Here is a 21,081-nt window from a genome sequence, read left to right as displayed (position 1 = left end):
ATGCACAGACGATCCTCATTGTGCCGATCCCCAACTGAGAACCAGCACCCCAAGGCCGCAACGGCTACCAACTGCCGCCGCCTGCGCATCCCTTCTCACAACACGGTATAAACTTGTCAAAGAACCCGCAACGTTGACTGCGTCGCTTCCGAACATCTCGGCGACGATCCGTTCTGGATCACCGCGTCGTGTTCGGCTTATTTAGTGGTCTTTACTTTCGCTGTCAACCTCTTTTTTTCGAGGTGCTCGGCAGTTACTTGGTCGGACCGCTGTTTCCCTTGAAGCGTCACTGCTCTTTCGAACCGTGCTGCGTCGCGGGAGGCGGTGTATAGGCCGCTTGGCCGATGCCGCGCAAGCGCTTTTTTCGCCCCCTCGCGATTTTCACCCGGACCGCGTCCTCACCCGATCCGCTCGCGCACCTCCGCCCCGATCTGGAAGGAGCGCAGGCGGGCGGCATGGTCGTGGATCTGGCCGGCCAGGATCAGCTCGTCCGCCTGGGTGGCGCGGACGATCTCCGACAACTTGCCCGCCACCTGATCCGGCGTGCCGACCGCGGCCATGGTCCCGAGTGCGCGGTCCACCATCATCTTCTCGGCCGGGCTGCTCCACCAGGACTCGATGTCGTCCACCGGCGGCGGCAGCTTGCCCGGCGTGCCGCGGCGCAAATTGGCGAACTGCTGCTGGGCGGAGGAGAAGATGCGCCGCGCCTCCGCCTCGGTGTCGGCGGCGAAAATGTTGGCGGCGACCATGGCGTGCGGCTTGTCGAGGGTCGCCGACGGTTCGAAGCGGGCGCGGTAGATCGCCAGCGCCTCCATCAGCATGTCGGGGGCGAAGTGGGAGGCGAAGGCGAAGGGCAGCCCCAGCATCGCCGCCAGCTGCGCACTGAACAGGCTGGAGCCCAACAGCCACAGGGGCACCTTCAGCCCGGCCCCCGGCACGGCGCGGATGCGCTGGTTGGCCTCCGGCTCCTCGAAATACATCTGCAGCTCGACGACGTCCTGCGGGAAGCGGTCGCCGCTGTCGGTCATGTCGCGGCGCAGCGCCCGCGCCGTCATCATGTCGGTGCCCGGCGCTCGGCCGAGCCCGAGGTCGATGCGGCCGGGATAGAGTGACTCCAGCGTGCCGAACTGCTCCGCCACCACCAGCGGCGCATGGTTGGGCAGCATCACCCCGCCCGACCCGACGCGGATGGTCGAGGTGCCGGCGGCGACATGGGCGATCACCACGGCGGTGGCCGCACTGGCGATGCCCGGCATGTTGTGGTGCTCGGCCAGCCAATAGCGCTTGTAGCCCCAGCCTTCCGCATGGCGGGCGAGGTCGAGGGTGTTGCGGAAGCTGTCGCCGGCGCTCGCACCCTGGACGATGGGGCTGAGGTCGAGAACGGAGAAGGGAATCATCGCGCGGTCCCTGACAGGAACGGGGGTGGGGCCGGCTGGCGGCCATCGGTTGCCATTCAAGGTATGGTCCCGGAGGGGCCGCTTCCACGCCGGGCCCCGCGCGGCTGCCTTGCGTGCGGCAAGACGGTGTGGCGGAGGATCAGGGATGCGGAGGTCAGGGATCCTGCCGGCCGCCGTACAGCCGGCGGCCGATGGGTTCCAGGGTCAGGCCCTGCACCAGGATGCTGAAGGCGACGGCGACATAGCAGACCGCCAGGATGGGATCGCGATAGGGGCTGGCCGGCAGCGACAGCACCAGAGCCACGGCAACGCCGCCGCGCAGCCCCGCCCAGGTCAGGACGGCCAGCGCGCTGGATTTGTCGGTCCGCCCCATATGCATGAGCAGGGCCGGCGTCAGGCTGAGCATCCGGGCCGCCAGCGCCAGCGGAACGGCCAGCACGGCGGCGAACAGAACCGGCCCGGTCCAGGAGATCACCACCGTCGCCTCCAGCCCCACCAGCAGGAACAGCAGCGAATTCAGCACGGCGTCGATCATCCTCCAGACCACATGCAGGTCGCGGCGGCTCTCGTCGCTGCGCACATGCCGCCCGGTGGTGGAGCCGATCAGCAGGCCGGCGACCACCACGGCGATGGGGCCGGACAGGCCGAGCCGGCTGGCCAGCGAGTAAGTGCCCAGCACCAGCGCCAGCGAGATGGTCAACTCCACCACGCTCTCGTCGACCCGCCGCTTCGCCTGATAGGCGATCCAGCCGCAGGCGAAGCCCAGCGCCGCCCCGCCCACCGCCTCCTTCAGGAAGTCCAGCGCGGCCTCCCCCACCGTCAGGTCCTGCTCGCTGCCGGTCGCGAGGTGGAGCAGCGTGACGAAGAGCACCACACCGGCGCCGTCGTTGAACAGGCTTTCGCCGGAGATGACAGACCGCAAGCTGTCCGGAACCGGCAGCCGTCCCAGGATGCCATGCACCGCCACCGGATCGGTCGGCGCCACCGCCGCCCCCAGCACCAGGCACCAGATCAGCGGCACCTCGATCCCGACCAGCGGGAAGAGGACGTGCAGCCCCAACCCCATCAGGCCGGTGAACAGCAGGACGCTCACCGTCGCCAGCGCCAGAACCGTCCATTTCCGCTTCAGCAGGACGCACAGATCCTCGTTCACCGCGGCGGTGTAGAGCAGCAGGCTGAGGATGCCGTCGAGCAGAATCGCCGGCAGGCTGATCTGGTCGATCAGACCGCGCAGCCAGTCGCCCACGCCCAGGCTGGAGCCCGCCGCGTCGATGCCGCTTACCAGCAGCGCCAGGGCCAGCCCCTGGAAGAACAGAGAGATGGTGTTGGGCAGCTTCAGCCACTTGTAATTGATGAGACCGAAGATCGCCGCCAGGGTCAGCAATATGGCGGAGAGATGGAACGGACCCACGCGCATTCTCCGAAAAAAGCAGCGCACGCTGCGCAATCGCCCGACAAACTCCGGGCCGGACCAAGAAACGCCTGTCGGCTGCGATGATCTCGAAAACATCGGCAGAGGCGCAAAAGTCGCACCGGCATAAAGATTTGAGTAAACTACTCCCAAATGGTTAGAGGGCGCTGATTGCCACCCCTGTTGCGATTGCCTATTCTCGCGCCATGCTCTGTGCAGGGATCCTTATGTTTCCTCCAAGTGATACTCATGGCAGCGGTCCCGCCGCCGCAACGATATCGGTCGCATGATGGCCGACCCGGTCTGGCAGGATGCCGCAAGGCTGCGGCAATCCGCAGGTCCCGTCCGCACCCCCGACGGCAGGGAAAGAGGAAGCCGCACCGATCCGAATGTCTTCACCGGCGGCGGCGAGATGGGCCGGCGGATGCGGGAGATGGACTGGTCGGCGACTCCGCTCGGCCCGGCCGAGGACTGGCCGCAGTCGCTGCGCACCATCGTCAACCTGATGCTGACCTCCAGCTTCCCGATGTTCGCGGTCTGGGGGCCGGAGCTGACCTTTCTCTACAACGACAGCTACCGCCCGATCCTGGGCGACAAGCCGGAGGCGCTGGGCCGCCCCTTCGCCGCGGTGTGGGCGGACATCTGGGAGGATCTGGTCCCCCTGGTGGCGCGGGCGCTTGCCGGCGAGGCGACCTATCACGAGGACCGGCTGCTGTTCATGGAACGGCACGCCTATCGCGAGGAGACCTATTTCACCTTCTCCTACAGCCCCGTCCGCGACGAGGCCGACCGCGTCGCCGGCATGTTCTGCGCCTGCACCGAGAACACCGCCCGCGTGCTGGCCGAACGGCGGCTGACCTTCCAGCTCGATCTGGCGGAGAAGCTGCGCGGGTTGAACGATCCGGTCGGCATCACCGCCGCCGCCGCCGAAGCCATCGGCCGCCATCTGCGGGTGGCGCGGGCCGGCTATGGCCGGATCGATCCGACCGGCGGCATGATTTCGGTGGACCGGGACTGGAGCGACAGCGGGGTGGAAAGCCTCGCCGGCCAGTCCCGGCCGCTCGACAGCTTCGGCCCGGCGCTGATCGCCGAGCTGCGGGCGGGATACACGCTACGCGTCGACGACGTCGCCACCGACCCCCGCACCAGCGGAAGCGGGCCGGCGGCGGCCTTCGCCGGGATCGGGGCGCGGGCGCTGCTGGTCGTGCCCCTGCTGAAGGCGGGTCAGCTGACCGCCATCCTCTACCTGCACGAAGGCCAAGCGCGCCATTGGACCGAGACCGACGCCGCCCTGGCGGAGGATGTGGCCGAACGGACCTGGGCCGCGGTCGAGCGCGCCCTCGCCGAGACGGCCTTGCGGGCGGCCAACACGGCGCTGATCCGCGAACGCGCCGCGGTGGAGGCGGCCAACGCCCGGCTGGCGGCGGAGGGGGAGCGGCTGCGCACCCTGTTCCGGCAGGCGCCGGGCTTCATGTGCGTGCTGCGCGGGCCGGACCATGTCTTCGAACTGGCGAACGACACCTACATGCAGCTGGTCGGCCGCCGGGATCTCATGGACCGCCCGGCACGGGACGCTTTGCCGGAGGTGGAGGGCCAGGGCTTCTTCGAGTTGCTCGACCGCGTCTATGCCAGCGGCGAGACCTTCGTCGGGCACAGCATCCCCATCAGTTTCCAGCGCCGGCCGGACGGGCCGCTGGAGGAGCGCTTCCTCACCTTCGTCTATCAGCCGATCAAGGACGAGGACGGCCGCGTCACCGGCCTGTTCGTCGAGGGCAGCGACGTCACCGAGGCGAAGCGGGCCGAGGAGGAGCTGCAACAGCTCAACGCCACGCTGGAGGCCCGCGTCGCCGAGGAGGTGGCCGAGCGCGAGCGCGTCCAGATCGCGCTGTTGCAGACGCAGAAGACCGAGGCGCTGGGCCAGATGACCGGCGGCGTCGCCCACGACTTCAACAACCTGCTCCAGGCGCTGTCCGGTTGCCTGCACATGATCGAGAAGCGGGCGGAGGGCACGCGGATCCAGCCGCTGGTCGATGCCGGGCGGCAGGCGGTGGACCGCGGCGCCAAGCTGGTGCAGCAGCTGATGGCCTTCGCCCGCCGGCAGGCCCTGCGGCCGGAGACGGTCGATCTGCGCGACCGCGTGCTCGGCATGTCGGAGCTGCTGAACCGGGCCCTGCGCGCCGACATCCGGCTGGAGGTGGATTTCGCCACCGGGCTCTGGCCGGTGGAGGTCGATGCGACGCAGCTGGAGCTGGCCCTGCTGAACCTCGTGGTCAACGCGCGCGACGCGATGCCGGACGGCGGCATGCTGTCGATCCAGGCGGCCAACGTCACCCTGACGCACGGCGATCCGCAGGCGCCGAACGGGCTGTCGGGCGAATTCGTGCGGCTGACGGTGAGCGACACCGGCACCGGCATGCCGGCCGATGTGCAGGCGCGCGCCTTCGATCCCTTCTTCACCACCAAGGAGATCGGCAAGGGCAGCGGGCTGGGGCTGTCGCAGGTCTACGGCTTCGCCCGCCACTCCGGCGGCACCGTCTGGATCGAGAGCGAGGAAGGGCGCGGCACTGTCATCGGCCTGCTGATCCGCCGGTCCGGCACCGCCCCGGCGACGGCGGCCAAACCGGTGGCGGAGGCCGGCGCCAGCCGGGTCGGCGGCCATGTGCTGGTGGTGGAGGACGACCCCATCGTCGCGCTGACCGTGGCGACCGCGCTGGAGGATGCCGGCTTCACCGTCACCCGTGCCGCCACGGCCGACGAGGCGCTGCCCCTGCTGGAGGCCGGCGGCTTCGACCTGCTGTTCAGCGACGTGGTGATGCCCGGCACCATGAGCGGCGTCGATCTGGCGCGGAGCGCGCAGCGGCTCCGGCCCGATCTGCCCGTCGTTCTGGCGACCGGTTACAGCGAGGAGGTCGCCCGCGCCACCGGCGTGATGGTGCTGCCGAAACCCTACCGCATCGACCATCTGGTCGAGGTGCTGGACACGCTGCTGACAGAAGCGAAGCGGGTGGGGATGGAGATCCCTTCTCCCCCCCGCTAACGCGCAAACTTCGTTTGCGCTGACGCGACAGGCGGATCGAAGATCCGCCGAAAGCGGGGAGAAGGTTAGGATGAGGGGGTTCGGCAACGCCGAAGACGTTCGGCAGATGCGCCCCCCGCCCCAATCCCCCTCTCCCCGGGGGGGAGAGGGGGATTGGGGCGGGGGGAGAGGGAGATGCCCCCCTCAGTCCCCCGCCGCCGGCTGCGGCATGGCGCCATGCCCCGGCCGCCTGCGGACGAACAGCCGGTAGACCGCGACGAAGAAGACCGGCACGAACAGCACCGCCAGCACAGTGGCGGAGATCATGCCGCCCATCACGCCGACGCCGATGGCGTTCTGGCTCTCCGACCCCGCGCCGGTGCTGATCGCCAGCGGCAGCACGCCGAGGATGAAGGCCATCGAGGTCATGATGATGGGACGCAGGCGCTGACGGCAGGCCTCCGCTGCCGCCTCCTTCAACTCCATGCCCTGGTCATAAAGCGCCTTGGCGAACTCCACGATCAGGATGGCGTTCTTCGCCGACAGGCCGATGGTGGTCAGCAGGCCGACCTGGAAATAGACGTCGCTCGGCAGGCCGCGCAGCGTCGCCGCGATGACGGCGCCGATGACGCCCAGCGGCACCACCATGATGACCGACACCGGCACCGACCAGCTTTCATAGAGGGCGGCGAGGCAGAGGAAGACGATGATCATCGACAGGGCGTAGAGCGCCGGTGCCTGCGAGCCGCTGAGCCGCTCCTCGTAGGACAGGCCGGTCCACTCGTAGCCGATGCCCGGCGGCAGCTTCTGCATCAGCGTCTCCATCTCGGTCATCGCCTCGCCCGAGCTGATGCCCGGTGCGGCCGATCCCTGGATGTTCACCGACGAGGAGCCGTTGTAGCGCTCCAGCTTCGGCGAGCCATAGATCCACTGCGCCGTGGTGAAGGCGGAGAAGGGAACCATCTGGCCGCCGGCATTGCGCACATACCAGCGGTCGATGTCGCTGGGCTGCATGCGGTAGGGCGCGTCGGCCTGGAGATAGACCTTCTTCACCCGGCCCTGGTCGATGAAGTCGTTGACGTAGGACGAGCCCCAGGCCGCCGACAGCGTCGTGTTGATGTCGCTGAGCGACAGGCCGAGCGCGCTCGCCTTCTCGCGGTCGATGTCCAGCTTGAACTGCGGGGTGTCCTCCAGCCCGTTGGGACGGACGCCGACCAGCTTCGGGTTCTGCGCCGCCGCCCCCAGCAGCTGGTTGCGCGCCTGCATCAGCCGGTCATGGCCCAGCCCGCCGCGATCGACCAGCTGAAGGTCGAAGCCGGTGGCGTTGCCGAGGCCGGGAACCGACGGCGGCAGGAAGGAGAAGAGCACCGCGTCCTTCAGCTTCGACATCGCCCCCATCACCCGCCCGGCGATGGCCTGCGGCTTCTGCGACGCCTGGGTGCGCTCGCTCCAGTCCTTCAGCCGGACGAAGGCCATGCCGGCATTCTGGCCGCGGCCGGAGAAGTTGAAGCCGACGATGGTGAACAGGCCCTCGACGCTGTCCTTCTCCTTTTCCAGCATATAGGCGGTGACGGCCTTGGCGGTCTCGGCCGTGCGCTGCGAGCTGGCGTTCGGCGGGGCCGACCACAGCACGAACAGCTGGCCGCGATCCTCCGTCGGCAGGAAGGAGGACGGCATCTGCACGAACAGGTAACCCAGCCCGCCCAGGATCAGGGCATAGGCGATGAAGTAGCGGCCCAGCCGGTTGACCGCGCCGCGCACGCCGCGGACATAGACCCGGCTGCCGGCATCGAAGCCGCGGTTGAACAGGCCGAAGAAACCGCCGCGGGCATGGCCGTGTCCCTCGCCATGATTGGCGACCGGCTTCAGCAGGGTGGCGCAGAGCGCCGGGGTCAGGACGAGGGCGACCAGCACCGACAGCGCCATCGCCGAGACGATGGTCAGCGAGAACTGGCGGTAGATGGCGCCGGCCGAGCCGCCGAAGAAGGCCATCGGCACGAACACCGCCGACAGCACCAGCGCGATGCCGACCAGCGCGCCGGTGATCTGGTCCATCGACTTGCGCGTCGCCTCGCGCGGGGGGAGCCCCTCCTCGCCCATCACGCGCTCGACATTCTCCACCACGACGATGGCGTCGTCGACCAGCAGGCCGATCGCCAGCACCATGCCGAACATCGTCAGCACGTTGATGGAGAAGCCGAAGGCCGACATCACCCCGAAGGTGCCGAGCAGCACCACCGGAACCGCGATGGTCGGGATCAGCGTCGCGCGGAAGTTCTGGAGGAACAGGTACATCACGACGAAGACAAGGACGATGGCCTCGAACAGCGTCTTGATGACCTCGTGGATCGACAGCTGGACGAAGGGCGTCGTGTCGTAGGGGTAGATGACCTCGATGCCCGCCGGGAAGAAGGGCTGAAGCTCCGCCACCCGCGCCTTGACCGCGGCGGCGGTGTTCAGCGCGTTGGCCCCGGTCGCCAGCTTGATGCCGACGCCGGCCGCCGGCTTGCCGTTGTAGGCGGCGTTGATCTCGTAGGTCTCGGAGCCGATCTCGATCCGCGCCACGTCGCGCAGCCGCACCTGCGACCCGTCGGGGTTCACGCGCAGCAGGATGGCGCCGAACTGCTCCGGCGTCTGGAGCCGCGACTGGGCGCTGATGGTGGCGTTGATCTGCTGACCCTGGACCGCCGGAGCGCCGCCGAGCTGGCCGGCGGAGACCTGGGCGTTCTGGGTCTTGATCGCGTTGGAGACGTCGGTGGTGGTCAGCGCGAAGTTGTTCAGCGCGTCGGGATCGAGCCAGATGCGCATGGCATGCTGCGGCCCGAAGACGGTGATGTCGCCGACGCCTTCGACGCGGCTCAGCGTGTCCTGAAGGTTGGAGGTGACGTAGTCGGCGATGTCGCCCTGGCTGAGGCGTCCGTCGCTGGACACGAAACCGACCACCAGCAGGAAGTCGTTGCCGGCCTTCGACACCTGGATGCCGCGTTGCTGGACTTCCTGGGGCAGCAGCGGCGTCGCCAGCTGCAGCTTGTTCTGGACCTGCACCTGGGCGATGTCGGGGTTGGCCTCCGGCTCGAAGGTCAGGGTGATGGTGACGTTGCCGGAGGAGTCGCTGTTGGAGGACATGTAGCGGAAATGGTCGAGCCCGGTCATCTTCTGTTCGATGACCTGGGTGACCGTGTCCTCCAGCGTCTTGGCCGAGGCGCCGGGATAGCTGGCGGTGATCGACACCGTCGGCGGCGCGATCTTCGGATATTGCTCGACGGGCAGCCGCAGGATCGCCAGGGCACCCGCCATCATGATGACGATGGCGATGACCCAGGCGAATACCGGGCGGTCGATGAAGAATTTCGACATGGGGGCGGTTCCTGCGAACGGTACCTGGGATCAGCGGGCCGAGGCGGCCTTTTCAGGCAAGGCGGCCAGCGCGTTCTGGGCAGGCACCGGCTTCACCTCCGCACCCGGCTTCAGCTTTTGCAGGCCTTCCACCACCACGCGCTCGCCGGGGGCCAGCCCGTCCGACACCAGCCAGACATTGCCGACCGGACGTTCGGTCTTGATGGTGCGCGGGGCCGCCTTGTTGTCGGCGCCCACCACCCAGACGCGGGCCGAGCCGTCCGGCGAGCGGGCGACGGCGGCCTGTGGCACGACGATGGCGTTCTCCGCCACGCCCTGCTCGACGCGGGCGCGGACGAACAGGCCGGGCAGCAGCTGCTTGTTCGGGTTGGGGAAGACCGCGCGCAGCTGGACCGAGCTGGTGCCGGAATCCACCGTCACGTCGGCGAACTGCAGCTCGCCCTTCGCCGGATAGGCGGTGTCGTCGCCGCTGGCGTTGCTGTTCAGGAACAGCGTCACCGGGATCTTGCCGGGTTCCGCCGGGCGGATGCGGCCGGTCTCCATGTCCTCGCGCAGCTTCATCAGCTGCGAGGCGGTCTGCGTCACGTCGACATAGATCGGGTCGAACTGCTGGATGGTGGCGAGCGCCGTCGCCTGGTTGGAGGTGACCAGCGCGCCTTCCGTCACCGCCGACTTGCCGATGCGGCCGGAGATGGGGGCGAACACCTTGGTGTAGTTCAGGTTGATGCTGGCAAGGTTGTAGGCCGCCTTGGCGGAGGCGACCTGCGCCTCGTTCTGCTTCAGCGAGGCCTGGACGTCGTCGAAGTCCTGCTTGCTGACCACGCTGTTCTTGACCAGATCGCCGTAGCGCGACGCCTTGTTGCGGGCGGCCTGGAGATTGGCCTCAGCCTTCTGCACGTCGGCCTGGGCGCTCGCCAGCGACGCCTCGTAGGTGGCGGGGTCGATCTGATAGAGCTGGTCGCCCGCCTTGACCTCGCTGCCCTCGCGGAACAGGCGCTTCAGCACGATGCCGCTGACCTGCGGGCGGATTTCCGCCACCCGGTAGGGAGCGGTGCGGCCCGGAAGCTCGGTGGTCACCGGCAGGCGCTGCGGCTCGATGGTGGCGACCGAGACCTCGGGCGGGCCGCCGGCACCCTGGGGCTGGCCGGATGCCTGCTTCTGCTGGTTGCAGCCGGCGAGCACCGCGATCAGGCAGGCCGCCGCGGCCAACGTCATGAATGGCTTTGAACTGGACATCTGTTTCCTCGTCTCGGCGCCGCACGTCGGCGGACCCGTCTCCCTGCTGCACGCTGTTCTATACGCTGCGGGGTCAGGCGGTCCGGCACATCCCCGTTGCTTAGTACTGTCTCATACAGTACAGTGTACCAGACGATACATTCAGAATGCTGCACCGCGCAAGGGGGTTCCGCAAATGCCCGATATGGGGCCGGAGCATGGGAAGTCACCGGGAACCCCCACGTCCTTTTTGCAGAATGTGCCGGATCGCGGCCCGGGACGGAGGGAAACGCAAGATGACCAGCAGCCAAAAGGCCCAGATCGAGAAGGCCCCGATAGAAAAGGCCGGGATCGGGCACCCGCCTACCACCGCCACTGCCGGACCGACTTGCGGGCCGGCCACCTGCGGGCCGCGCGGCTTGGCGCGCCGGCAGGCGATCCTGACGGCGGCGCGGCGCCTGTTCGTCGAGAAGGGGTTCGGGAAGACGACGCTGAGCGACATCATCGCCGTCGCCGGCGGGTCCCGCGCCACGCTGTACGAGCATTTCGGCGACAAGGAGGGGCTGTTCCGCGCCATCATGGAGGAGGACAACGCCATGATCCTCTCCGGCCTCGCTCCCGCCCAGGCTGACGAGCGGGTGACGCCGGAAGCCGGGCTGACCGCCTTCGCGCTGCATCTGGTCAAGGCCCTGCTGAACGAGGAGACCACCGCCACCGTCCGCATCCTGATCGCGGAGGGCGACCGCGTGCCCGACATCACCGAGGCCTTCTTCCGCATCGGGCCGGAGAACGCCATCGGCCGGCTGGCCGACTATCTGAAGCGGCTGTCGGACAGCGGCGACCTGAGCATCGACGATCCGGCCGCCGCCGCGCAGGCCTTCCTGGGCATGGTCACCGGCAACCTGCTGGTCCGCCGCCTGATCCTGCCGCAGAGCGCGCCGGCCATCCCCGACCTCGACCGCTATGTCCGGCAGGCGGTGCGTCTCTTCCTGAACGGGGCGTGCGCGAGGGTGACCAAGGCGGGCTGAGGGGAGGGAAACCTCAAATCATCGCCTTTCAAATCGTCTCCGCCGCCGTATCCCCCACCCCGTGGGCGCGGCCGGCCTTGGTCAGCGGTTCGGCGATGTCTTCCAGCCCCTTGCCTTCGGCGTCGACGCCATAGACCAGCGCCACCACCCCGCCGACCATCATCACCACCGACCCCAGCACATAGCCCCAGAACAGCGGATCGCGCTCCGTCCCCTCCCCCACCAGCCAGCCGAACAGCAGCGGGCCGGTGGAGCCCACCACCTGGGCGATGGCGAAGAAATAGGAGATCGCCTGCGCCCGGACCTCCAGCGGGAAGATCTCGCTGACCGTCAGATAGGCCGACGACGCCCCGGCCGAGGCGAAGAAGAAGGAAACGCACCAGAAGATCGTGTGCGTGTTCGCGGTCAGCACCCCCTGGCGGAACAGGAAGGCGGAGACCAGCAGCACGACCCCCGCCAGCAGATAGGTGCCGAAGATCATCCGGCGCCGCCCCACCGTGTCGAACAGCGGCCCCAGCAGCAGCGGCCCGATCAGGTTGCCGGCGGCGAAGGGGAAGAAATAGACCGCCGTCTGCGACGGGTCGAGATGGTAGAAATTCTGCAGGACCAGCGCATAGGTGAAGAAGATCGCGTTGTAGAGGAAGGACTGCGTCACCATCATCGTCACGCCCAGGACGGTGCGCGTCGGGTACTGCCGGAAAAAGACGTCGACCAGCTGCGCGTAGGACACCGAATCCTCCGGAACGATGTGCATGGCGCGCTTCGGGTCGACCGGCGCCAGACTCTTGCCCTGTTCGCGCACGCTGGCCTCGATGTCGTCGACGATGCGCTCGGCCTCCGCCTCCCTGCCATGGGTGACCATCCAGCGCGGGCTTTCCGGGATGTGCCGGCGCAACTGGATGATGATCAGACCCAGCAGCGGGCCGATGAAGAAGGCGATGCGCCAGCCGACATTCTCCGGGACCAGCGAATGGTCGAGCAGGAAGACGCTGCCGACCGCGCCGATCATCGCGCCCGCCCAATAGGTGCCGTTGACGGCGATGTCGACCCGGCCGCGGAAGCGCGCGGGGATCAGTTCGTCGATGGCCGAGTTGACGGCGGCATATTCGCCGCCGATGCCCATCCCGGCGATGAAGCGCCAAGTATAGAGGAACCAGGGCGTCCAGGCGAAGCCGGCGATGCCGGATGCGATCAGGTAGAGCGCCAGCGTGGTGATGAACAGCCGTTTCCGTCCCCAGCGGTCGGTCAGCCGGCCGAAGACCAGCGCGCCCACCACCTGCCCCATCAGATAGATGGTGCCGGCCAGCCCGACCTCGGCACTCGACATGCCGAGGCTCTCCTTATAGCCGGAGGCCGAGATCAGCTGGATTTCGATGCCGTCCAGGATCCAGCTGACCCCCAGCCCGATCACCACCATCCAATGGAAGCGCGCCCAGGGCAGCCGGTCCATCCGGGCCGGCACCAGACTGCTCACCGCGGCGGTGCTCTTTGCAACGGTCATGTCGGGGCAGCGGTCATGTCGGGCTGGCTCCTCAAGGCTGGCGACAGGTGTCGTGCCTGTGAAAACACGGCGTGCCGCCGGAAGGTTTCCGCACGCGCAGGGTTCCATCAAATATCTGTCATGCGAATTGTCCTGACTCTCCTCATTTCCCATTGCGCTTTTGGATCGATCCAATTAGCGTGTGTCGGCAGTTGGACCGCAGAAATGCGTCCTGCGGTCCGGGCAGCATCCCGGACGACAAGACTTGAGCGGACAAAGGCAATCCGTGCGACGCCGAGCCTTCTTGAAGTGCTTTCTGGAAGGCGGCGCGACGCGGGTGCGGAGGAACGCCCGTGACCTATGATTTTCAATTCGACGCGGTGTTCGCGTCCTGGGATTATCTGCTCGACGGCGCCTGGCTGACCGTCAGGCTGTCGTTCGGCGCCATGGCCATCGGCATGGTGGTCGCCATCCTCTGCGCGCTCGGCAAGACCTCCGGGCCGAAGCCGGTGCGCTGGGCGATCAATGTCTACATCGAGGTCATCCGCAACACGCCCTTCCTGGTGCAGATCTTCCTGATCTTCTTCGGGCTGCCGACGGTCGGGCTCCGGCTGTCGCCGGACGTGGCGGCGATGATCGCGATGGTCGTCAATGTCGGCGCCTACGCCACCGAGATCATCCGCGCCGGCATCGAATCCATCCACAAGGGCCAGATCGAAGCCGGGCTGGCGCTGGGCCTCAGGCCGCTGCAGGTCTTCCGCTACATCGTGCTGAAGCCGGCGCTGCGCACGGTCTACCCGGCGCTGACCAGCCAATTCATTCTGCTGATGCTGAGTTCCAGCGTGGTGTCCGCCATCTCCGCCGACGAGCTGACTTCGGTCGCCAACAACATCCAGTCGCAGACCTTCCGCAGCTTCGAAATCTACATCGTCGTGACCGGGATCTATCTGGTGCTGGCGCTGATGTTCTCGGCCCTGTTCGCCGGCATCTACCGCCTGGCCTTCGCCTATTCCGTCGACCGGCGCTGAGGGGGACCGAGCGATGATCCGCGCCTTCGGATACAACGAATTTCTGTTCCTGCTCAGCGCCGTGCAATGGACGCTGCTGCTGTCGGTCATCGCCTTCATCGGCGGCGGCATCGTCGGGCTGTTCGTGGCGCTCGGCCGCACGTCGGACGTGAAGCCGCTGCGCCTGCTCGCCACCGGCTACATCCAGCTGTTCCAGGGCACGCCGCTGCTGATGCAGCTGTTCCTCGTCTTCTTCGGCGCCACCGTGATCGGCATCGACATGAGCCCGTGGGTGGCCGCGGCGGTCGGGCTGACGCTGAACACCAGCGCCTTCCTCGGCGAGATCTGGCGCGGCTGCATCCAGTCGGTGCCGCGCGGCCAGTGGGAGGCGGCCTCTTCGCTCGGCCTGCGCTATCCCGGTCTGATGCGCTACGTGATCCTGCCGCAGGCGGTGAAGGTCGCGGTGCCACCGACCGTGGGCTATCTGGTTCAGGTGATCAAGGGCACCTCGCTGGCCGCCATCATCGGCTTCGTCGAGCTGACCCGCGCCGGCCAGATCGTCAACAACGCCACCTTCCAGCCCTTCCTGGTCTTCGGCATCGTCGCCGCGATCTATTTCGCGCTGTGCTGGCCGCTGTCGCTGCTGAGCCAGCGCCTGGAAGCCCGCTACGCCGCCCCATCTCGTTAGATCCTGGCTCGCTAAACCTCAAAAAACACCCGCACTCGGAGGAAACACCCATGGCCTTCACCGTCACCCGCCGCCTCGTCGTCGCCGGCGCCCTGATGACCGCCGCAGTCGGCCTGACCGCCACGGCACACGCCCAGAGCGTCGAGGACATCAAGGGCAAGGGCAAGCTGACCATCGGCATGCTGGTCGATTTCCCGCCCTTCGGCATCACCAGCTCGGACGGCAAGCCGGACGGCTATGACGCCGACGTCGCCAAGCTGATGGCCAAGCACATGGGCGTGCCGGTGGACATCGTGCCGGTGACCGGGCCGAACCGCATCCCCTACCTGCTGACCGGCAAGGTCGACGTTCTGGTCGCCTCGCTCGGCATCACGCCGGAGCGCGCCAAGCAGGTCGCCTTCTCCGAGCCCTATGCCGCCATCGAGATCGGGCTGCTCGCCACGCAGAAGTCGACGGTCGCGAAGGCCGAGGATCTGTCGGGCAAGAGCGTCGGCGTCGCCCGCGCCAGCACCCAGGACCAGTCGCTGACCGCGGTGGCGCCGAAGGATGCCCGCATCATGCGCTTCGACGACGACGCCAGCGCCGTGCAGGCCCTGCTGTCGGGTCAGGTCGATGCGCTGGGCGTCAGCAACGTGGTGGCCCAGCAGATCAAGACGATGGCGCCCCAGGCCAATTACGAGATGAAGTTCGTCCTGAAGAGCCAGGTCCAGGGCGTGGCCCTGCGCCAGGGCCAGGACAAGCTGATGGGCTGGGTCAACGGCTTCCTCGACACCGTGAAGAAGAACGGCGAGCTGAACGCCATCCACCAGAAGTGGCTGGGCACCGACCTGCCGGCGGCGGTCACCGCCAGCAAGTCCTAAGACGAGCGTAGCGCAACCCCCGGTGGAGGACAGGACCATGGCACTGGCGACCGAACCGACGCGCAACGGCACAGCGCCTGCGATGGGCGCGGATGTCGTCATCCGCATGGAAGGCGTCCAGAAATGGTACGATCAGTTCCAGGTGCTGAAGGACATCGACCTGGAGGTCCACCGGGGCGAGCGCATCGTCATCTGCGGCCCGTCCGGATCGGGCAAATCGACCCTGATCCGCTGTATCAACCAGCTGGAACGCCACCAGAAGGGCCGGATCACCGTCAACGGCGTCGAACTCGGTCCGCACCACCGCCAGCTCGACATGGTCCGGCGCGAGGTCGGCATGGTGTTCCAGAGCTTCAACCTGTTCCCGCACCTGACCGTGCTGGAGAACTGCATGCTGGCGCCGTTGAAGGTGCGCGGCACCACCAAGGCCGAGGCGAAGGCCACCGCCATGCGCTATCTGGAGCGGGTGCGCATCCCCGAACAGGCCGACAAATACCCAGGCCAGCTGTCGGGCGGCCAGCAGCAGCGCGTCGCCATCGCGCGGTCGCTGTGCATGAACCCGAAGGTGATGCTGTTCGACGAGCCGACCTCCGCGCTTGACCCCGAAATGGTCAAGGAAGTGCTGGACACCATGATCGGCCTGGCCGAGGACGGCATGACCATGCTGTGCGTGACGCACGAGATGGGCTTCGCCAAATCGGTCGCCCACCGCGTCATCTTCATGGACCGCGGCGAGATCGTCGAGCAGAACACGCCGGAGGAGTTCTTCACCGCGCCGAAATCGGAGCGGACGCGGAGCTTCCTCGGCCAGATCCTGGCCCATTGAGAGTCTTCTGTTCCATCAAGGACGAATTGCTATGAAGCCCGAAATCCTGCTGATCGAACCCATGATGCCCGCCGTCGAGCAGGGTCTGGATGCGGCCTACACCGTCCATCGCCTGTCCGCCGCTGCGGATCGCGACCGGCTGATCGCCGAGGTCGGCGACCGGGTGCGTGCCGTCGTCACCGGTGGCGGGACCGGCGTGAAGAACGCGGTGGTCGATGCCCTGCCCACTCTCGGGATCGTCGCCATCAACGGCGTCGGCACCGATGCGGTCGATCTGGAGCATTGCCGCGGCCGCGGCGTGCGCGTCAGCAACACGCCGGACGTGCTGACCGACGATGTGGCCGATCTCGCCATCGGGCTGATGATCGCCGGGTCGCGCCGGATGATGGTGGGCGACCGCTTCGTCCGCGCCGGGCAATGGCCGACGGGCAAGCTGCCGCTCGCCCGCAAGGTCAGCGGCAAGAAGCTGGGCGTGCTGGGTCTGGGCCGCATCGGCGAGGCCATCGCCAAGCGCGCCGAGGCCTTCGGCATGACCATCGCCTACACCAACCGCAAGCCGCGCGACGGCGTGTCCTACCGCTTCGTCGCCTCGCCGGTCGATCTGGCGCGGGGGAGCGACATCCTGATGGTCGCCGCCTCGGCCGGGGCGGATGCCCGCAACATGGTCGGCCGCGCCGTGCTCGACGCGCTGGGGCCGGAAGGGCTGCTGGTCAATGTCGCGCGCGGCAGCGTGGTGGACGAGCCGGAGCTGCTGGCGGCTCTGACCGAGGGCCGGATCGGTGGCGCCGCGCTGGACGTCTTCGCCGATGAGCCGAACGTGCCGGAGGGCTTCTACGCCCTCGACAACGTCGTGCTCCAGCCGCATCAGGCCAGCGCCACGGTGGAAACGCGGACGGCGATGGGCCAGCTGGTGCTCGACAATCTGGAGGCCTTCTTCGCCGGCCGGCCACTGCCGACCGCCGTGGTGTGAGGCGCCCCCGCCGTGGCCGGGCCGCGCGATAGAGAAAAGCCGGGCGGCGAGAAGCCGGGAAGCGTCACCCTGACGGAGGTCGCCGGCCATGCCGGGGTGTCGCGCTCGACCGTGTCGCTGGTGCTGCGCGGCAGCCCGCTGGTGGCGGCGGAAACGCGGGAGCGCGTCCAGGCCGCCATGGCGGCGCTGGGCTACATCTACAACCGCGGCGCCGCCAACCTGCGCGCCGCCCGCACCCAGACGGTCGGGCTGCTGGTCTGCGAACTGAACAACCCCTTCTATGCCGAGCTGACGGCGGGGGTCGACGATGTGCTGGACACCGAAGGCTTCGTCGCCTTCATCGCCAACACCGCCGAGCAGCCGGAGCGTCAGGACCGCTTCCTGCAACGGATGCGGGAGCACAATGTCGACGGGGTGATCCTCTGCCCGGCCGCCGGAACGGACAGCGGGCTGCTCGACCGGCTGGACGGCTGGCGGCTGCCCTGCGTCCAGGCGCTGCGCTTCGTCCCCGACAGCCTGGAGTCCGGCCGGGGGCGGGATTATGCCGGGGTCGATTATCAGGCGGGCATCGAGACGGTCATCGATCATCTCGTCGCGCTGGGCCATCGGCGGATCGCCTTCGTCGGCGGCACCTTGGATCATTCCGCCTACGCCGGCCGCCATGCCGGCTTCACCGCGGCGATGCGGCGGCACGGGCTGGCCGACGATCTGGTGCTGCGCTGCCCGCTGACCCGGCGGTCGGGTGCCGGGATCGCCGACGATCTGCTGAATAGGCCGCAGACACCCACGGCGGCGCTCTGCTACAACGACGTGGTGGCGCTCGGGCTGATGCTGGGGCTGGAGGCGCGCGGCCTGCGGGCCGGGCGCGATCTGGCCGTCACCGGCTTCGACGACGTGCCGGAAGCGGCGCTCAGCCGGCCGGCGCTGACCACCGTCGCCACCTCCGCAAGGCAGATCGGGCAGGAGGCCGCCCGGCTGCTGCTGCGCCGGATCGCCGACCCGCAGGGCCCGCCCGAGCGGATCATCCTGCCGAGCCGGCTGGTCGTCCGCCAATCCTGTGGCTCCCCTGGCGCCGCTCCCTCCCCTTCCCTCCATCACAGAGATTTGTCATGACCGATACCGTCGAGGCCCTGATCGAGGCGCGCGAGACCCGCCAGTGGCTGACCGGGCTGGACAACCGCCCCGCCACCGAAGCGGAGGCCTACGAGATCCAGGACGCCGTCGCCCGCCGCCTGGGTCCCGTCACCGCCTGGAAGGTCGGCGCCGCCACGCCCGACGCCGAGCCGTTCCGCGCGCCGATCAACGCCGCCACCGTCTTCGAAAACACCGACCATCTCCCGGCCAAGCTGTTCCAGGCCATCGGCGTGGAGGCGGAGATCGCCTACCGCTTCGCCCGCGACCTGCCGGTGCGCGAGCAGCCCTACAGCCGGGAAGAGGTTCTGGCCGCCGTCGCCTCGGTTCATCCCGCCTGGGAGATCGTCGACACCCGCTTCGCCGGTTTCGGCAGCCAGGATCGGCTGAGCCACATGGCCGACCAGTTCAACCACGGCGCCCTGATCGTCGGGCCGGCCATCGCCGACTGGCGCGCGCTCGATCCGGTGAAGGAAACGGTGACGCTGGAGATCGACGGCGAGACCAAGGTCGACGTCGTCGGCGGCAACAGCGCCGGCGATCCGGTCCGCCTGCTGGTGTGGATGGCCAATGTCGGCGCCCGCAGCTTCGGCGGCCTGCATGAGGGCGAGGTGGTGACCACCGGTTCCTGCACCGGCACCATCTTCGTCGAGCCGGGCAGCCGCTCGGTTGCCCGCTACGGCACCATGGGCACCATCACGCTGAAGGTCGACTGAGGGGGGTAAAGCCCTCTCCCGCCCCGGGAGAGGGAGGGGACCCACGAAGTGGGGAGGGTGAGGGGTTGGTCAAGAATCAAGGAGCGCATGGTTCCTTGCACCACCCTCACCCTTCCCACCGCTTCGCGGCGGGCCCCTTCCCTCTCCCGGGACGGGAGAGGGAGCCGCCACTCACGGCAGCAGATGCCCCAGCCGCTGGCCGAGCGCGGTCAGGCCGCTGGAGGCCGGCACGTCGGCACCGGCGACCAGATCGACCTGCCGGCGGACGGCGCCGTCATAGTCGATGCGCAGCCGGCCGACCACGTCGCCGCGATGGACCGGGCTCGGCAGCGGTTCGGCCAGGGTGGCGACGACATGCAGGCTGTTGCGGTCTGCCGGCGCCAGGGTGACGGTGACGTCGTCGGCGACCGTCACCGGAACGCTGTCCTCCTCGCCCATCCACACCGGCGCCTGCTCCACCAGCTCGCCCTTGCGCAGCAGGGGATAGAGCTTGAAGCTGTTCCACGCCCAATCGAGCAGCCGGGTCGGCTCGTCGTTGCGGGCCTGCGGGCTGGGCAGGCCGTTGACCACCAGCACCAGACGGCGCCCGTTGCGCTCCCCCGACGCGGTCAGGCCGTAGCCGCCGACCTCGGTGTGGCCGGTCTTGATGCCGTCGACGCTGACGGGGTGGTAGAGCAGCGGGTTGCGGTTGCCCTGGCGGATGCCGTTCCAGGCGAAGTTCCGCTCCGACTCATAGTGGTAGAACTGCGGAAAATCGCGGATCAGGTGGGTGGCCAGGGTCGCCAGATCACGGGCGGTGGTGTAGTGGCCCGGATCCGGCCAGCCGCTGGCGTTCATGAAATGGCTGTCGGCCATCCCCAACTCGCGCGCCTTGGCGTTCATCATCCCGGCGAAGGCGGATTCGCTGCCGGCCAGCCCCTCGGCCAGAGCCACGGCGGCGTCGTTGCCGCTGTCGATCAGCAGGCCGCGCAGCAGATCCTCCACCCGCACCGCGCTGCCCAGCTTCAGGAACATGCGCGAGCCGCCCATCTTCCAGGCGGTCTGGCTGACCGGGAAACTGGTGTCGAGCGTCGTCCGGCCATGGACCAGCGCGTCGTAGGTCAGATAGGCCGTCATCATCTTGGTCATCGAGGACGGCGCCATGCGCACCGTCCCGTTCTTGTCCAGCAGCACATCACCGCTGGAGAGATCGACCAGATAGGCCTGCTTGGCCGCGGTGTCCGGCTGGGACAGCGCGAGTGCCGGGGCGGACAGCAGCATGGCGGCGGCGAGCGACAGGCAGCCGGCCAGATGGCGAATGGACAGCCGGCACAGCAGTGCGGCGGAACGGCCTTCGGTGCGCGGCCGCGGATTGACGACGATCACCCTGTGGATCCCCTGAGGCGACGGATGGGTCTTGCGAAGGCCGTTTCCATGGACCATCGCCGCGCCGGCTTCACCCCTTATTTTCGTATGGCCCCCAATTTTAATGTGGGGAGCCGAACGGTCAGGCCGGGAATTCAGGCAGGATCCAGCAGCCGCGGCCCGGCGCCGCCGTCGCCAAGCTCGTCCCACGGATTGCGCAGGGGGCAGTCGCGGATCGACAGGCAGCCGCAGCCGATGCAGCCGTCCAGATTGTCGCGCAGCTTGGTCAGCTTGGCGATGCGGTCGTCCAGCTCCTCCCGCCAGCGCTCCGACATGCGACGCCAGTCGGCGGTGGTCGGGGTGCGGTCCTCCGGCAGGGCGTTCAGCGCGTCGGCGATGGAGGCGAGCGAGATGCCCAGCCGCTGCGCCACCTTGACGACCGCCACACGGCGCAGCACGTCGCGGGAGAAGCGGCGCTGGTTGCCGGGATTGCGCCAGCTCCGGATCAGCCCCTGCGCCTCGTAGAAATGGATGGTCGAGACCGCCACGCCTGACCGGCGCGCCACCTCCCCCACCGTCAGGTCCTTGTCGTACTCCTCCGGTGACAGCATTCCGGCCCTCCCCTCTCCTGCAAC

The 21,081-nt window shown here is 68.2% G+C and carries 16 protein-coding genes; 9 read left to right on the top strand and 7 right to left on the bottom strand.

What is annotated here, in order from left to right; all coding sequences use genetic code 11:
• Window positions 1–398: 398 nt before the first annotated feature.
• Together VH569_RS26490 and VH569_RS26485 are read right to left on the bottom strand one after the other, a co-directional pair.
• Complete coding sequence (locus tag VH569_RS26490) at window positions 399–1,397, bottom strand: LLM class flavin-dependent oxidoreductase (protein WP_423319249.1); 999 nt, start codon at window positions 1,395–1,397, stop codon at window positions 399–401.
• A 154-nt stretch (window positions 1,398–1,551) separates the two neighbouring features.
• The gene (locus tag VH569_RS26485; protein ID WP_423319247.1) at window positions 1,552–2,808 is read right to left on the bottom strand and encodes a cation:proton antiporter; all 1,257 of its coding nucleotides are present in this window, start codon (window positions 2,806–2,808) and stop codon (window positions 1,552–1,554) included.
• Window positions 2,809–3,094: 286 nt separating this feature from the next.
• Here VH569_RS26485 and VH569_RS26480 point away from each other — a divergent pair, with 286 nt between their 5' ends.
• A complete protein-coding gene (locus VH569_RS26480) occupies window positions 3,095–5,845 on the top strand; it encodes a PAS domain-containing protein (RefSeq protein WP_423319245.1) in 2,751 nt (916 codons plus the stop codon).
• 183 nt (window positions 5,846–6,028) lie between these two features.
• Here VH569_RS26480 and VH569_RS26475 read toward each other — a convergent pair whose 3' ends face one another.
• Window positions 6,029–9,181 carry an efflux RND transporter permease subunit gene (locus VH569_RS26475; RefSeq protein ID WP_376965221.1) on the bottom strand — a complete coding sequence of 1,051 codons (3,153 nt, stop codon included), beginning with the start codon at window positions 9,179–9,181 and terminating at the stop codon, window positions 6,029–6,031.
• Window positions 9,182–9,211: 30 nt separating this feature from the next.
• Window positions 9,212–10,417: an efflux RND transporter periplasmic adaptor subunit gene (locus VH569_RS26470; protein ID WP_423319243.1), complete on the bottom strand. Its 1,206-nt coding sequence runs from the start codon at window positions 10,415–10,417 to the stop codon at window positions 9,212–9,214.
• Between the two features lie 275 nt (window positions 10,418–10,692).
• On the opposite strand from VH569_RS26470, the gene VH569_RS26465 reads away from it, so the two are divergent.
• Entirely contained in the window at window positions 10,693–11,424 is a 732-nt protein-coding gene (locus VH569_RS26465) for a TetR/AcrR family transcriptional regulator (protein ID WP_423319241.1), read from the top strand.
• A 28-nt stretch (window positions 11,425–11,452) separates the two neighbouring features.
• Here VH569_RS26465 and VH569_RS26460 read toward each other — a convergent pair whose 3' ends face one another.
• Window positions 11,453–12,925 (bottom strand): MFS transporter, encoded by a 1,473-nt coding sequence (locus VH569_RS26460; protein ID WP_423319239.1) that lies wholly within the window; start codon window positions 12,923–12,925, stop codon window positions 11,453–11,455.
• A gap of 332 nt (window positions 12,926–13,257) precedes the next feature.
• On the opposite strand from VH569_RS26460, the gene VH569_RS26455 reads away from it, so the two are divergent.
• From VH569_RS26455 to VH569_RS26425, 7 genes are read left to right on the top strand one after another with little or no spacing between them, the layout of a single operon-like run.
• Window positions 13,258–13,932: an amino acid ABC transporter permease gene (locus tag VH569_RS26455; RefSeq protein WP_377807641.1), complete on the top strand. Its 675-nt coding sequence runs from the start codon at window positions 13,258–13,260 to the stop codon at window positions 13,930–13,932.
• Between the two features lie 13 nt (window positions 13,933–13,945).
• Window positions 13,946–14,599, top strand: a complete 654-nt coding sequence (locus VH569_RS26450) for an amino acid ABC transporter permease (protein ID WP_377807640.1) — start codon at window positions 13,946–13,948, stop codon at window positions 14,597–14,599.
• 50 nt (window positions 14,600–14,649) lie between these two features.
• Window positions 14,650–15,459: a transporter substrate-binding domain-containing protein gene (locus VH569_RS26445; protein WP_377807639.1), complete on the top strand. Its 810-nt coding sequence runs from the start codon at window positions 14,650–14,652 to the stop codon at window positions 15,457–15,459.
• A 37-nt stretch (window positions 15,460–15,496) separates the two neighbouring features.
• Window positions 15,497–16,285 carry an amino acid ABC transporter ATP-binding protein gene (locus VH569_RS26440; RefSeq protein WP_423319236.1) on the top strand — a complete coding sequence of 263 codons (789 nt, stop codon included), beginning with the start codon at window positions 15,497–15,499 and terminating at the stop codon, window positions 16,283–16,285.
• Window positions 16,286–16,316: 31 nt separating this feature from the next.
• Window positions 16,317–17,255, top strand: a complete 939-nt coding sequence (locus VH569_RS26435) for a 2-hydroxyacid dehydrogenase (RefSeq protein WP_423319235.1) — start codon at window positions 16,317–16,319, stop codon at window positions 17,253–17,255.
• A gap of 12 nt (window positions 17,256–17,267) precedes the next feature.
• Window positions 17,268–18,368, top strand: a complete 1,101-nt coding sequence (locus tag VH569_RS26430) for a LacI family DNA-binding transcriptional regulator (protein WP_423319234.1) — start codon at window positions 17,268–17,270, stop codon at window positions 18,366–18,368.
• Window positions 18,365–19,102, top strand: a complete 738-nt coding sequence (locus VH569_RS26425; protein ID WP_423319232.1) for a 2-keto-4-pentenoate hydratase — start codon at window positions 18,365–18,367, stop codon at window positions 19,100–19,102. Before VH569_RS26430 ends, VH569_RS26425 begins: the two co-directional genes overlap by 4 nt.
• 171 nt (window positions 19,103–19,273) lie before the next feature.
• Here VH569_RS26425 and VH569_RS26420 read toward each other — a convergent pair whose 3' ends face one another.
• A complete protein-coding gene (locus VH569_RS26420) occupies window positions 19,274–20,467 on the bottom strand; it encodes a D-alanyl-D-alanine carboxypeptidase family protein (protein WP_423319230.1) in 1,194 nt (397 codons plus the stop codon).
• Window positions 20,468–20,601: 134 nt separating this feature from the next.
• Entirely contained in the window at window positions 20,602–21,057 is a 456-nt protein-coding gene (gene soxR, locus VH569_RS26415; RefSeq protein WP_377807633.1) for a redox-sensitive transcriptional activator SoxR, read from the bottom strand.
• Between the last annotated feature and the right edge of the window lie 24 nt (window positions 21,058–21,081).

This window comes from Azospirillum sp. 11R-A, from assembly GCF_049472615.1.
Lineage (GTDB): Bacteria > Pseudomonadota > Alphaproteobacteria > Azospirillales > Azospirillaceae > Azospirillum > Azospirillum palustre.
The sequence above is the reverse complement of the archived record's forward strand: the minus strand, read 5'-3'. Positions and strand labels throughout refer to the sequence as shown.